Consider the following 13358-nt stretch of genomic DNA (forward strand, 5'->3'; position numbering starts at 1 on the left):
CCACCCCCCGGGGCTTCGCGCACTTCGTGTCGCTACGCCAACCCCCTCAAGGGGGCAATACCTGCGGCCCGGCAAAGCCGGTTCCGCGGTATTCCACGAAAGAAGTTCAGGTCCTGACGCGGCCGTCGCCCGTCAGCATCGACAGCTCGACGAACTTCGAGCCCACGTGGTTCCTGGCCGAGAACGACACCTCGAAGCCGCCGAACTGCTGGCGGTCGATGCTTTCGAGCCCTGCAATCAGGCTCTCGCGCGTGGGCTTGCCCGGCGCCTTGCGCAGGCCCTCGGTCAGCACCTTCGCGGCCAGGTAGCCTTCCATGCTCGAAAAATTGGCGCTCGCGCCGCCGCCGGCCTTGCGCACCGCGTCGGTGAACTCGCGCGCCAGCGCATTGGCCGCGTTGTAGGGCGAGGGCACCACCTGCGTCACCATCACGCCGGCCGCATCCTTGCCCAACTCGTCCGCCAGCGCCTGCGTGCCAACGAAAGACATGTTGAAGAAAGTGCCGCCGTAGCCCGCCTTGCGCGCCTCGCGGATGAAGGCCGCGCAAGCCTTGTACGCGCCAACCTGCACCACCGCGTCGGGCCGGGCCGCCACCAGGGTCTTCACTGCCTGCGCCACGTCGGCCGAGTTGCGCTCCACCGTGGCCAGCGCCACCGGCTTGAGCTGCTGTTCGCCGAGCGCGAGCGTCACGCCGTCGAGCCCGGCCTTGCCGTAGGCGTCGTTCTGGTAGAAGACCGCGATCTTCTTCAGGCCCAGGTGCGTGAGCTGCTTCACCATCAGCGCGGTCTCGTCGTTGTACGAGGCGCGCAGGTGGAACACGTTCTTCTGGAAAGGCTCGCGCAGCGACATCGCACCGGTGAGCGGTGCGATGAACGGCACCTTGTCCTTCACCGCCAGCGGCAGCGCGGCCAGGCTGGTCGGCGTGCCGACGTAGCCGAAGAGGGCGAACACGTCCTCTTCGATCAGCTTCTGCGTGTTGGCGGCGCAGCGCTCGGGCTCGTAGCCGTCGTCGAGGTTCTTGATCACCACGTTGCGGCGGCCCGGCTGGGCGTTGTAGGCGTCCAGGAACAGCTTGGCGCCCTGGTGGAACTGGATGCCCAACTGCGCCGCCGGCCCGGTGAACGGCGCCGACTGGCCCAGCACCAGCGGCGTGTCGCCCTGCGCCCGCGCAATGCCGAAGCCACCCAGCGTGGCGGCCGCGCCAGCGGCCAGGGAAAAACGTCGTCGATTCATCATGTCCAAAACCCACTCCTGCGCTCTGTCTCGCGCACACAAATTAGACTCGCCCGATGGCCCACGCATCGGATACCTTGCTCGAAGAAGCACCTTCCCAACCCGCATCGACCGCCGTGCTGGGCGCCTGCCCTCACGATTGCCCGGACACATGCGCACTCGTCACCACCGTCAGGGACGGCGTGGCCGTGAAACTGCAGGGCAACCCCGCCCATTCGCACACGGGCGGGGTGCTGTGCACCAAGGTGTCGCGCTACATCGAGCGCAACGACCATGCGGAACGGCTGATACAGCCCCTGAAGCGTGTCGGTCCCAAGGGAAGCGGCCAGTTCGAGCCGGTGAGCTGGGACGCCGCCCTGGACGACATCGCCGCGCATCTTCGAGTATTACAGGGAAAACCCGAAGCTATTGTCCCCTATAGCTATGCGGGCACCATGGGGCTGGTGCAGGGCGAGTCGATGGACCGGCGCTTCTTCCACAAGCTGGGCGCCACCCTGCTGGACCGCACCATCTGCTCGATGGCCGGCGGCGAGGCCATGGTCCACACCCTGGGGGCCAAGGTCGGCATGCGCATCGAGTTCTTCGCCGAGGCGAAGCTGATCCTGATCTGGGGCAGCAACTCCATTGCCAGCAACCTGCATTTCTGGCGCCACGCCCAGGCCGCCAAGCGCGCCGGCGCGCGGCTGGTGTGCATCGACCCGCGCAGGACCGAAACCGCCGACAAGTGCGACGAGCACATCGCGCTGCTGCCCGGCACCGACGCCGCGCTGGCGCTGGCCCTGATGCACGAGCTGATCGTGCACGACTGGCTCGACCACGACTACATCGCCAACCACACGCTGGGTTGGGAGCAGCTGCGCGAGCGCGCGCTGCAATGGCCGCCGTCGCGCGCGGCCCAGGTCTGCGGCATTCCCGAAGAACAGATCGTATCGCTGGCCAGGGCCTACGGCACCACCAAGCCGGCCGCCATCCGCCTGAACTACGGCATGCAGCGCGTGCGCGGCGGCGGCAACGCGGCGCGCGCCGTCGCGTGCCTGCCGGCGCTGGTGGGGGCCTGGCGCGACCGCGCCGGCGGCCTGCTGCTGAGCAGCTCGGGCCACTACCCGGTCGACCGCGCCGCGCTGCAGCGCCCCGACCTGCTGGCCGGGCGCAAGCCGCGCACCATCAACATGAGCACCATCGGCGACGCGCTGCTGGACACCGCCAATCCGGTGAAGGCCATCGTGGTCTACAACAGCAACCCGGTGGCGGTGGCGCCCGAGTCGGCCAAGGTGGCGGCGGGCTTCGCGCGCGAAGACCTGTTCACCGTGGTGCTGGAGCAGTTCCGCACCGACACTGCCGACTATGCCGACTACCTGCTGCCCGCCACCACGCAGCTGGAGCACTGGGACATCCACTGCAGCTACGGCCACACCGACGTGCTGCTGAACCGGCCGGCCGTGGCGCCGCGCGGCGAGGCCCGCAGCAACGCCTGGGTGTTCCGCGAGCTGGCGCGCCGCATGGGTTTCGACGAGCCCTGCTTCTCCGACGACGACGAGACGCTGTGCCGCACCGCCTTCGCCGGGAACACCATCGACTTTCCCGAGCTGCTGGCGCAGGGCTTCACCAGCCTGAAGCTGCCCGAGGCGCCGTTTGCCGATGGCAAATTCCCCACGCCCTCGGGCCGCTGCGAATTCTTCAGCGCGCGACTCGAGGCCATGGGCATCGACGGCCTGCCCGATCACGTCCCCAACTGGGAGCCGGCCGGCAGCTCGACCGAATTCCCGCTGGCCATGATCTCGCCGCCGGCGCGCAACTTCCTCAATTCGACCTTCGTCAACGTGACGAGCCTGCGTGCCATCGAGGTCGAGCCGCTGCTCGAGATCCACGAGGCCGATGCCGCCGCGCGCGGCATCGAGGACGGCGCGATGGTGCGTGTGTTCAACAAGCGCGGCGAACACCGCTGCCGCGCAGAAGTCTCGCGCCGCGCGCGGCAGGGCGTGGTGCATGGCATGGGCATCTGGTGGCGCAAGTTCGGCGTGGACGGCACCAACGTCAACGAACTGACGAGCCAGCGCCTGACCGACATCGGCCGGGGGCCCACCTTCTACGACTGCCTCGTCGAGGTCGAGAAGGCGTGAGGCCCCTGCGCGCTCTCGCGCTGGCCGGCTCGCTGTTCCTGGCCGGCTGTGCCGACCTCGGCTACTACTGGCAGTCCGCCAGCGGCCACATCGGCATCATGCGGGCCGCCAGGCCCGTGCCCGAATGGCTGGCCGATCCGGCCGTGTCCGCGCCGCTGAAGGCCAAGCTCGAACTCGCCCAGCGCATCCGCCGCTTCGCTTCCAGCGAACTCGGCCTGCCCGACAACGCCAGCTACAAGTCGTACGCCGACCTGCACCGCCGCGCCGCCGTGTGGAACGTGGTGGCCGCGCCGCCGTACTCGCTCACGCTCAAGAGCTGGTGCTTCCCGGTCGCGGGCTGCGTGGGTTATCGCGGCTACTACAGCGAGGATGCGGCCAATGCCGAAGCCGAGGCGCAGAAGAAGCAGGAGCTGGAAACGGCCGTGTACCCCGTGCCCGCGTACTCCACGCTGGGCTGGATGAACTGGGCCGGCGGCGATCCGCTGCTGTCCACCTTCATCGGCTACCCCGAGGGCGAGCTTGCGCGCATCGTGTTCCACGAGCTGGCGCACCAGGTGCTCTACGTGTCCGGCGACACGGTGTTCAACGAGTCGTACGCCACCGCGGTCGAGCGCATCGGCGGGGCGCTGTGGCTGCAGCACGAGGCCGGCGAGCCGGCGCGGCGCGAGTACGCGCAGTTCGACGCGCAGCGCCAGGAATTCCGCGCGCTGGCGCTCGACACGCGCCGCGCGCTGAACCGCATCTACGAATCGCCCGAAGCCAAAGCCGGGGACCGGACCAGGGTCGACGCCATGAAGCGGGCCGCCATGGCCGATTTCCACGAACGCTATGCGAAGCTGAAGGCGGGCTGGACCGGTCCGCGCCAGAACGCCTACGACGCCTGGGTGGCGCGCGCCAACAACGCAGCTTTCGGTGCGCAGGCCGCCTACGACGACCTCGTGCCCGGCTTCGAGAAACTCTTCGAGCGCGAAGGCCGCGACTGGCCGCGCTTCTACACTGCGGTCCGGCGCATTGCCGCGCTGCCGACCGACGCGGAACGCCGCAGTGCGCTTCAGTCGGCGACCGGCATCCTGCAGACCCATTCCAGCCCGGAACACAAAAACGGAGACCACGGTGCCTGACATCCATATCGAACGCAACCACACGCTGGGCATTGCCGGGGCGCGCGCCGTCGCGCACAAATGGATCGCGCAGGTCGAGCAGGAGTTCGGCCTCGAATGCGTCTACACCCAGGGCGACGGCCGCGACGTGGCGACCTTCACCCGCGCGGGCATCGACGGCACGGTCGAAGTCACGGAGAGCACCTTCACGCTCGACGCGACGCTGGGCTTCCTGTTCAGCAGCTTCAGCGAAATGATCGAGCAGAAAATCACGCGCAGCCTCGACGCAATGCTCCAGTCTCACCGGGGCCGCAGCCGCCTCGCCTGACCGTCTCCGGGATCCGGACGGCGGTGGCACGGCACACTCTGGCGCCATGACGACCATAACCTCTTCCCCTCCGGCCGCGGGCCCGCTGGCCGGCCTCAAGGTCATCGAGCTCGGGCAGCTGATCGCCGGGCCTTTCGCGGCGCGCACGCTGGGCGACTTCGGTGCCGAGGTCATCAAGATCGAGCCGCCCGGCGCGGGCGATCCGCTGCGCACCTGGCGGCTGCTGAAGGACGGCACCTCCGTCTGGTGGCAGGTGCAGTCGCGCAACAAGCGCTCGCTGGCGCTGGACCTGCGCGAGCCCGAGGCGCAGGCCATCGTGCGGCAGCTCGCGGCCGAAGCCGACGTGCTGATCGAGAACTTCCGCCCCGGCGCGATGGAAGGCTGGGGCCTCGGCCCCGACGATCTGCTGGCCGCCAACCCCGCGCTCGTCATGCTGCGCATCAGCGGCTACGGCCAGACCGGGCCTTACCGCGACCGCCCCGGCTTCGGCGTGGTGGCCGAGGCCATGGGCGGGCTGCGCCATCTCACGGGCGAGCCGGGCCGCGTGCCGGTGCGCGTGGGCGTGTCGATAGGCGACACGCTGGCCTCGCTGCACGGCGTGATCGGCGTGCTGCTGGCCATGCAGCACCGGCATGCCACGGTGAGCGCCGACTATCCGAAGGGCCGCGGACAGGTGATCGACGTGGCGCTCTACGAGGCGGTCTTCAACTGCATGGAAAGCCTGCTGCCCGAGTACGGCGCGTTCGGCGCGGTGCGCGAGGCGGCCGGCAGCGCCTTGCCCGGCATCGCGCCGACCAATGCGTACCGCTGTTCGGACGGCGGCTATGCCATCGTCGCGGGCAACGGCGACAGCATCTTCCGCCGCCTGATGGAATGCATCGGCCGTCCCGACCTGGTGGCCGATCCGGCGCTGGCCGGCAACACGGGCCGCGTGGCGCAGGTCGAAATGCTGGACGCCGCCATCGGCGACTGGACCGCACAGCGCACCGTGGACGAGGTGCTGGCCGCGCTCGACGCGGCGCATGTGCCGGGCGGGCGCATCTACACCATCGCCGACATCGCGGCCGACCCGCACTATGCGGCGCGCGGCATGCTGCAGCAGGTGCGCATGCCCGACGGCAGCGCGCTCGCGGTGCCCGGCTTCGTGCCCAAGCTGTCGCTCACGCCGGCGAGCCACCGGCACAACGCGCCGGCGCTGGGCGCGGACACCGATGCGGTGCTGAAGGAAATCGGCCTGAGCGCCGAGCAGATCGCCGCGCTGCACGCGCGGGGGATCATCGGCTGAGGGTCGCGGTCAGCCTCGCAGCGATTCGATGAGGTCGATGTATTTCTGCTTGGCTTCATCGGCGCTCGCGCCTTTCTGGGCCGTCCAGGCGTCCCACTTGGCGCGCGCGACGATGTCGCTGAAGCTGGGCTTCTTGGCGGTGTTGTCGCCCTCGGTGGCTTGCTTGAAAAGGCCGTAGATCTTCAGCAGCGTCGGATTGTCGGGACGCTCGGCGAGCAGCTTGGAGTTGGCCTGGGCGGCTTCGAATTGGGCGTTGAGGTCGGACATGGGGCTCGAATTGAAAAGCGGAAACCGCGCATCTTAAATTGAGCGGTACCGTTGGGTACCAGGTTCAGTCTTTCAGTCCTGCCCGGGCCAGCTCCACGTCCAGCCGTTCGCGCGCATCGGCCGGCTTCAGCGCCGCTGCCTTTTCATAGAGCCGCGTCGCCTCACCCATGCGCGACTCGCCGTGCAGCATCAGTTGTGCGCGGGCGTATTCCATCATTCCGGCGGCCGAATGCGGGTGCAGCTCCAGGCCCCGCTCGAACAGCGCGAGCGAGGTTTCCGAGCGCACGCCGTAGGTCATGCGGCCGACCAGCGCGCCGACCTTGTCGATCACCTCGGCATGGAACGAGGCCAGCGCGAGGTGGGCGTCCGCGTGCCGCGGCTGCAGTTCGATCACCCGTTCCAGCGCGCCCTTGAGCTTGCTGCCCAGGCCTTGGGCCAGTGCGCGCGCCACGCTGATGCCCTGGCTGTAGCGGCCCAGCGCATAGGCCTGCCAGTAGAGCGCCTGGCAGTTCTCGGGCTCGGCGGCGGCCTGCGCGCTGGCGCGCTCGATGACCTGGCGCAGCATCGCGAGCCGCACGGCCTCGCGCGGCTCCAGGTAGTTGGCGTAGATCGCGGTCGCCTGGTTGGCCAGCGCCATTCCCTCGCCGCCCAATTGCAGGCCGACGGCGGCGGCGCGTTCGAATTCGCCGCTGTGGTACAGCGCCCAGCCTTCGGCGAGCGGCGAGCCTTCGGCCGGCAGCGGCAGCTCGTGGCCGGCATGCAGGCGCAGCCAGTGGGCCAGCACGCTGCGCACGTCGAAGCGGGGCAGGTCGGCCCATGGCAGGGGCGTCCAGGGGCCCGGGCTGGCGGCGGCAACCGGGCTGGCGGACATCAGCGAGAGCGGTTTGAAATCGGGGTGGGGCATGGTTGTCTAGGCCGCCATATCGACAGGAGATGCCGCGGCGCCGGCGCCCAGACTGCCGCTGCTGGCGGCATCTTCACCGTTGTAGGCGTTGCTCAGTGTCAGCAAATGCCGCCGCTGCTCGCGCTCAAGGTAGGGTGCGAGCAGGTGCAGGGTGTGATGGCCGCCACGCATCAGCGCGCCCTGTGCGTGCGCGGGTTCCAGCGCCTCCCGCGGATTGCGCACGTACTCGTAGCTGAGCCAGTAGGTCAGCACGACGACCATGCTCTGCGCCAGCGTGTCGACTTCGTGCACGTCGATCTCGAGATGGCCGGCGCGGCTCAGGCCGGCGATCAGCTGGCGGATGGCGCGGGCCTTGTTCTTCAGCACCAGCTGGAACCGGGTTTCCAGCAGCCGGTTCTTGCTGAGCAGGTCGTTCAGGTCGCGGTAGAGAAAGCGGTAGCGCCAGATCAGCTCGAACAGGCTGTGCATGAAGAACCACGCGTCCTCCACGTCGTGCACGCCCTCGCTCGCGTGCAGCAGCTCGTTGAGCTCGGTTTCGTAGGCTTCGTAGAGCTTGTTGATCAGCTCTTCCTTGGCCGGGTAGTGGTAGTACAGGTTGCCCGGACTGATGTTGAGTTCGCCCGCCACCAGCGTCGTCGAGACGTTCGGCTCCCCGAAGCGGTTGAACAGATCCAGTGCGGCTTCGAGGATGCGTTGCGCCGTGCGGCGTGGCGCCTTCTTTGCCATGTCGGTGCCCCCGTGTGCTCGTGTTCTTGGGGACACTCTAGCCTATGTGCACCCCACCATGGACGGTGCGGGACATGTTTTGCAGCGCCGGGTTCTTGTGCGGTGCCGCAATACCGGCCGGCCGCTCGGGGCCGGCGCGGTGTCAGCCCGCCTTGCTGCGGCGCAAGGTGGTTTTCTTGGCGGCGGGGGCGGCCGTCTTGCGCGCCGTGGGTTTGCGGGGGGCCGCACCCGCTTGCTTCTTCAGCTGGGCTTCGAGCGCCTCGACGCGCGCCTGCAGCGCGGCCATGTCGGCTGCGGTGGGTGCGCCCAGTTTTTCGAGGGCGCGCGCCACGCGGTCTTCGAAGATGTTCTCCAGCTTGCCCCACTGGCCTGCGGCCTTGGTGCCGAACTCGCTGGCGAAGCCGGCCATGCGCTGCTGGGCCTGGGCCAGGGTTTCCTCGGCGGCCTGCTGGGTCTTCTTCTGCATGCCGGCGCCGTCCTTCACCAGCGCCTCGAAGGCCTTGCTGCCTTCCTGCTGCATCTTGGCGAAGGCGCCGAGCCCTGCGAGCCAGATCTGCTGGGCGGAATCCTTGATGCGGTCGGCGGCCTTGCCGTTGCTGTCGTCGTCCTGGGTAGCCATGCGAATGTTCCTTTTTGCAAACGATCGCCTGACTCTAGCCGCTCGGCGTGCTCCCCATTAGAGCTTCACGTCTACATGCGAAGCCGGGAGGGTCTACGGTGTCGCGCCGGCTGCGCGGCTCGCATCGAGGTGCGTCTTGGCGCGCTCGGCCAGTGCCATTTCGCCGGGGGTGCCGGGCACGAAGCTTTCCACCGGAAGTGGCCGGCCGTGCGAGTCGACCGAGACGAACACGATCAGGCATTCGGTGGTCTTTTCCATCGCGCCGCCCTTCATGTCGCCGCTGCGCACCTCGACCGAGATGTTCATGCTGGTGTTGCCCGTGTAGGCCAGGCGGGCCTCCACCTCGACGAGGTCGCCGATCATGATCGGGCGGTGGAAGCGGATGCTGCCGATGAAGGCGGTGACGCAGTAGCGCTTGGACCAGCTGGTCGCACAGGCGTAGCCGGCCTCGTCGATCCACTTCATGACCGTGCCGCCGTGGACCTTGCCGCCGAAGTTGACGGTGCTGGGTTCGGCGAGAAAGCGCAGGGTGATCGAAGACATGGGGCCGCCTTTTGTGGATATGGCTGTGGGAGGAGCCGCGATTATGCGAGCGGGGCCACGCCTGCGGACGCCGCCCGTCGCTCGGGCATGCACGCCCGGTCAGCTGCCGCTGAACAGCTGGGCCAGCGTGCGCCGCAGCCAGGCATTGCCCGGGTCGGCGTGGAAGCGCTCGTGCCAGTGCTGCTTCACCGCGTAGTCGGGCAGCACGAAAGGCGGCTCCAGCAGCTTCACCGGCTCCTGCGTGGCCAGCACGTTGCCGAGGATGCGCGGCACCACCACGATCAGTTCGGTGTGCGCCACGATGCGCGCCACGCTCAGGAAGCTCGACAGCCGCACCACCACGTTGCGCTTCAGGCCCAGCCGCGCGAGGGTCGTGTCGACGATGGCATGCCCGGTGCCCGAGGTGGACACCACCGCATGCGCCTCCGCCTCGAAGCGCTTGCGCGTGAGCTTCGCGCCGATGCGCGGGTGGTTCTGTGCTGCCAGGCAGACGAAGTTCTGCATGAACAGCGTCTGCTGGTAGAAGCCCGCGTCCAGCTGCGGCATGAAGCCCACGGCGAGGTCGACCTCGCCGTCCTGCAGGCGGCGGCCGCTGAGGGTGGAGATGATCTCGGTCTCGATGTGCACGCCCGGCGCCGCGCGCCGCAGGTGGTCGAGCAGGCCGGGCAGCAGCACCACCTCGCTGATGTCGGTCATGCAGATGCGAAAGCGCCGCTGCGCCTGCGCGGGCTCGAAACTGCTGCGGTTGCCCTGGGCCTGCGCCAGCTGGGCCAGCGCCTCGCGCAGGTTCGGGTAGATGCGCTCGGCGTGCGGCGTGGGCTGCATGCCCTGCGCGGTGCGGGTGAACAGGCGGTCGTCGAAGTGCGCGCGCAGCTTGTTCAGCGCGGTGCTGGCCGCCGCCTGCGCCATGCCCAGCCGCTCCGCGGCCTTCGAGACGTTGCCGGTCTTGTAGACCTCGTCGAACACGGCGAGCCATTCGAGATCGAGCTTGGACATGGGCGATTGACGCTGCGGTGAAAGTCACCATTATCGAAATTTCGAATTCCGTGTATTGGCAGGCGGTCTTGAGGAAATAGTGGTGCGGACCAACAATGCCGCCACGGAGACACCCAAGCCCAATGAAACCCGCGCCTTCCAATGCGGCCGAACGCCGCGACTACTACGCCCGCATCAGCCCCCTGCACCTCACGCCGCTGTGGGAATCGCTGCACGCGCTGGTGCCGCGCGAACCGCAGACGCCCTGCGTGCCCGCGCTGTGGCGCTACGACGAGATCCGCCCGCTGCTGATGGAGTCGGCCGACCTCATCACCGCCGAGGAGGCCGTGCGCCGCGTGCTGGTGCTGGAGAACCCGGCGCTGCCCGGCAATTCGTCGATCACGCAGTCGCTCTATGCCGGCCTGCAGCTCATCATGCCGGGCGAGGTGGCGCCTTCGCACCGCCACGTGCAGTCGGCGCTGCGCTTCATCGTCGACGGCAAGGGCGCCTACACCACGGTCGGCGGCGAGCGCACCACCATGCATCCGGGCGATTTCATCATCACGCCTTCCTGGGCCTGGCACGACCATGGCAACGAAGGCATCGGCGGATCGGTCGAGCCGGTGGTGTGGCTCGACGGCCTCGACATCCCGATGCTGCGCTTCTTCGACGCCGGCTTCGCCGAGAACGACGATGCCAAGGTGCAGCACGTGGCGCGCCCCGAGGGCCACAGCCTCGCTCGCTTCGGCCACAACATGGTGCCGGTGCGCCACGACCACGCCTCGGCCACCTCGCCGATCTTCAACTACCCCTATGCCCGCAGCCGCGAGGCGCTGGCCCAGCTGCAGAAGCAGGAGGCGCCGGACGCTTGGCTGGGCCACAAGCTGCGCTACATCAATCCGCTGACGGGCGGCTCGCCGATGCCGACCATCTCGACCAACCTGCAGCTGCTGCCCAAGGGCTTCGCGGGCAGGACGCATCGGGCGACCGACGGCGCGGTGTACAGCGTGGTCGAAGGCCACGGCACGGCCGAGATTGGCGGCCAGCGCTTCGCGTTCGGTCCGCGCGACACCTTCGTGGTGCCTTCGTGGGCGCCGCTGCGCCTGTCTTCGCCCGACGAAGACACGGTGCTGTTCAGCTTCTCCGACCGTCCCGTGCAGCAGGCCATGGGCATCCTGCGCGAAGCCTTCCTCGAAGACGCCTGAACCGGGCGCCCGGCTTTTCTTCTTGTTTGTTCGACCCAGCGCCGCCCCATGCGGCAGGAGTTTTCATGTCCTTCGTCTTCACGCCTCCTTCCATCGTCGGCCTGCCCATCGTGGGCTCCGACCAGCAGTTCCCCGTGCGCCGCGTCTACTGCGTGGGCCGCAACTACGCGGCCCATGCGCGCGAGATGGGCTTCGACCCCGACCGTGAACCGCCGTTCTTCTTCTGCAAGCCGAACGACGACGCCTCCGTCGTGCCCGTGGCGGACGGCAAGGGCGCCTCGATTCCCTATCCGCCGCTCACCAGCAACTACCACTACGAAGCCGAGCTGGTGGTCGCCATCGGCAAGGGCGGCAAGGACATTCCGGCCGAGCAGGCCGCCAGCCACATCCACGGCTACGCCGTCGGCCTGGACATGACCCGCCGCGACCTGCAGATGAAGATGCGCGAGCAGGGCCGTCCGTGGGAAATCGGCAAGGCCTTCGACTTCTCCGCGCCCATCGCGCCGCTGCGCACGCTGGCCGACGTGGGCGAACTCAACGCCGGCACCATCACGCTCGAAGTCGACGGCGAGGTGCGCCAGAACAGCGACATCACGCACCTGATCTGGTCGGTGAACGAAGTCATCGCCAACCTGTCGACGCTCTTCACGCTGCAGCCCGGCGACCTGATCTTCACGGGCACGCCCGAAGGCGTGGGTGCGGTGAAGCCGGGCCAGACGATCAAGGTGAGCATCGAGCGCCTGCCTTCGCTCACCGTGCACATCGACTGACTCCCTCCACCGCGCAGGCCTGCCATGACTCCCTCGAAGAATCCTCCCTCGGTGCTGCTGGTCGGCGGGGGCATCGGCGGCATGGCTGCCGCACTGGCACTGGCGCGCCTGGGCGTTTCCATCGACCTGCTGGAGCAGAGCGCTGCCATCGGCGAGATCGGCGCCGGACTGCAGCTCGGCCCCAATGCCTTTGCCGCGCTCGATGCGCTGGGCGTGGGCGAGGCGGTGCGCCGCGGTTCGGTCTTCACCGATCGGCTCGTGATGATGGACGCCGTCGATTGCGGCGAAGTGGCCTCGGTGCCGGTCGGCGAAGCCTTTCGCGCACGTTTCAGGAACCCGTACGCGGTGAGCCATCGCGCCGACCTGCACGGCGCGATCCATGAAGCCGTGAGGCAGCACCCGCTGATCCGCTTCCACACCTCGGCGCAGGTCGAGGCCATCGACACCGGTGCGCACGGTGTCACGGCTGTCACGCGCGATGGCCGCCGCTTCCAGGCCGATGCCATCGTCGGTTGCGATGGCGTGAAGTCGGTGGTGCGCAGCAAGCTCATCGGCGACGCGCCGCGCGTGTCGGGGCACGTGGTGTACCGCGCCGTCGTGCCCGCGGCCGACATGCCCGCCGACCTGCGCTGGAACGCGCCCGTGGTCTGGGCCGGCCCCGACTGCCACCTGGTGCACTACCCGCTGCGCCATGGCGGGCAATACAACCTCGTCGTCACCTTCCACAGCCGCGGGCAGGAGGAGTGGGGCGTGACCGATGGCAGCAAGGCCGAAGTGCTTTCGTACTTCGAGGGCGTGCATGCGCGCCCGCGCCAGCTGCTCGACCGCCCGACCTCGTGGCGCCGCTGGAGCACCGCCGACCGCGACCCGGTCGAACGATGGAGCGAGGGCCCTGCCACGCTGCTGGGCGATGCGGCCCATCCGATGATGCAGTACCTCGCGCAGGGCGCCTGCATGGCGCTCGAGGATGCCGTGACGCTCGGCGCCGCTGTGCAGGCCTGCGGTTTCGACATGCCCGCCGCGTTCAAGCTGTACGAAGCGGCGCGCATTGCCCGCACGGCGCGCGTGGTGCTGTCGGTGCGCGAGATGGGGCGCCTCTATCACGCCAGGGGCGTGGAGCGCCTGGTGCGCAACAGCCTGTGGGCAGGGCGCTCGCCCGAGCGCTTCTACGATGCGGTCGAGTGGCTCTACGCCTGGCGGCCGGAGCATTGCCTGGACGACGCGCCCGAGGCGCTGCGGCCCGGGGCGCTCGCCGTGCTTTCGCCGCATTGAAGCCTGCTTCTTC

The 13358-nt window shown here is 68.7% G+C and carries 14 protein-coding genes; 7 read left to right on the top strand and 7 right to left on the bottom strand.

What is annotated here, in order from left to right:
* Nucleotides 1-106: 106 nt before the first annotated feature.
* Nucleotides 107-1234 carry an ABC transporter substrate-binding protein gene (locus tag AC1DFC_RS16840; protein WP_413331777.1) on the bottom strand — a complete coding sequence of 376 codons (1128 nt, stop codon included), beginning with the start codon at nucleotides 1232-1234 and terminating at the stop codon, nucleotides 107-109.
* Nucleotides 1235-1287: 53 nt separating this feature from the next.
* Here AC1DFC_RS16840 and AC1DFC_RS16845 point away from each other — a divergent pair, with 53 nt between their 5' ends.
* The 4 genes from AC1DFC_RS16845 to AC1DFC_RS16860 are packed head-to-tail and all read left to right on the top strand — an operon-like array spanning nucleotide 1288 to nucleotide 6064.
* Nucleotides 1288-3351 (top strand): molybdopterin-containing oxidoreductase family protein, encoded by a 2064-nt coding sequence (locus AC1DFC_RS16845; protein ID WP_413331778.1) that lies wholly within the window; start codon nucleotides 1288-1290, stop codon nucleotides 3349-3351.
* Nucleotides 3348-4472 carry an aminopeptidase gene (locus AC1DFC_RS16850; RefSeq protein WP_007835418.1) on the top strand — a complete coding sequence of 375 codons (1125 nt, stop codon included), beginning with the start codon at nucleotides 3348-3350 and terminating at the stop codon, nucleotides 4470-4472. Before AC1DFC_RS16845 ends, AC1DFC_RS16850 begins: the two co-directional genes overlap by 4 nt.
* Nucleotides 4465-4779 carry a polyhydroxyalkanoic acid system family protein gene (locus AC1DFC_RS16855; RefSeq protein WP_413312341.1) on the top strand — a complete coding sequence of 105 codons (315 nt, stop codon included), beginning with the start codon at nucleotides 4465-4467 and terminating at the stop codon, nucleotides 4777-4779. The genes AC1DFC_RS16850 and AC1DFC_RS16855 overlap by 8 nt, the downstream gene beginning before the upstream one ends.
* A gap of 46 nt (nucleotides 4780-4825) precedes the next feature.
* Nucleotides 4826-6064 (top strand): CaiB/BaiF CoA transferase family protein, encoded by a 1239-nt coding sequence (locus tag AC1DFC_RS16860; RefSeq protein WP_478179623.1) that lies wholly within the window; start codon nucleotides 4826-4828, stop codon nucleotides 6062-6064.
* A 9-nt stretch (nucleotides 6065-6073) separates the two neighbouring features.
* Here the strand turns inward: AC1DFC_RS16860 and AC1DFC_RS16865 are convergent, their stop codons facing one another.
* The 6 genes from AC1DFC_RS16865 to AC1DFC_RS16890 form a co-directional block, all read right to left on the bottom strand.
* A complete protein-coding gene (locus tag AC1DFC_RS16865) occupies nucleotides 6074-6331 on the bottom strand; it encodes an acyl-CoA-binding protein (RefSeq protein WP_007835415.1) in 258 nt (85 codons plus the stop codon).
* 64 nt (nucleotides 6332-6395) lie between these two features.
* On the bottom strand, nucleotides 6396-7235 hold the full coding sequence (locus AC1DFC_RS16870) for a hypothetical protein (RefSeq protein ID WP_478179624.1): 840 nt from the start codon (nucleotides 7233-7235) through the stop codon (nucleotides 6396-6398).
* 6 nt (nucleotides 7236-7241) lie between these two features.
* On the bottom strand, nucleotides 7242-7961 hold the full coding sequence (locus AC1DFC_RS16875; RefSeq protein WP_007835412.1) for a TetR/AcrR family transcriptional regulator: 720 nt from the start codon (nucleotides 7959-7961) through the stop codon (nucleotides 7242-7244).
* A gap of 142 nt (nucleotides 7962-8103) precedes the next feature.
* Entirely contained in the window at nucleotides 8104-8580 is a 477-nt protein-coding gene (locus AC1DFC_RS16880) for a phasin family protein (protein ID WP_007835410.1), read from the bottom strand.
* Nucleotides 8581-8673: 93 nt separating this feature from the next.
* Nucleotides 8674-9123, bottom strand: a complete 450-nt coding sequence (locus AC1DFC_RS16885; RefSeq protein WP_007835409.1) for an acyl-CoA thioesterase — start codon at nucleotides 9121-9123, stop codon at nucleotides 8674-8676.
* Nucleotides 9124-9222: 99 nt separating this feature from the next.
* Entirely contained in the window at nucleotides 9223-10119 is an 897-nt protein-coding gene (locus AC1DFC_RS16890) for a LysR family transcriptional regulator (protein WP_007835407.1), read from the bottom strand.
* 122 nt (nucleotides 10120-10241) lie between these two features.
* On the opposite strand from AC1DFC_RS16890, the gene gtdA reads away from it, so the two are divergent.
* The 3 genes from gtdA (at nucleotide 10242) to AC1DFC_RS16905 (ending at nucleotide 13345) form a co-directional block, all read left to right on the top strand.
* On the top strand, nucleotides 10242-11303 hold the full coding sequence (gtdA, locus tag AC1DFC_RS16895) for a gentisate 1,2-dioxygenase (protein WP_413312350.1): 1062 nt from the start codon (nucleotides 10242-10244) through the stop codon (nucleotides 11301-11303).
* A 65-nt stretch (nucleotides 11304-11368) separates the two neighbouring features.
* Nucleotides 11369-12073, top strand: coding sequence for a fumarylacetoacetate hydrolase family protein (locus AC1DFC_RS16900; protein ID WP_007835403.1), 705 nt, complete (start codon nucleotides 11369-11371; stop codon nucleotides 12071-12073).
* 24 nt (nucleotides 12074-12097) lie between these two features.
* Nucleotides 12098-13345, top strand: a complete 1248-nt coding sequence (locus AC1DFC_RS16905; RefSeq protein WP_413331781.1) for a 3-hydroxybenzoate 6-monooxygenase — start codon at nucleotides 12098-12100, stop codon at nucleotides 13343-13345.
* Nucleotides 13346-13358: the final 13 nt, after the last annotated feature.

It is taken from the genome of Variovorax sp. 10L421 (assembly GCF_056395365.1).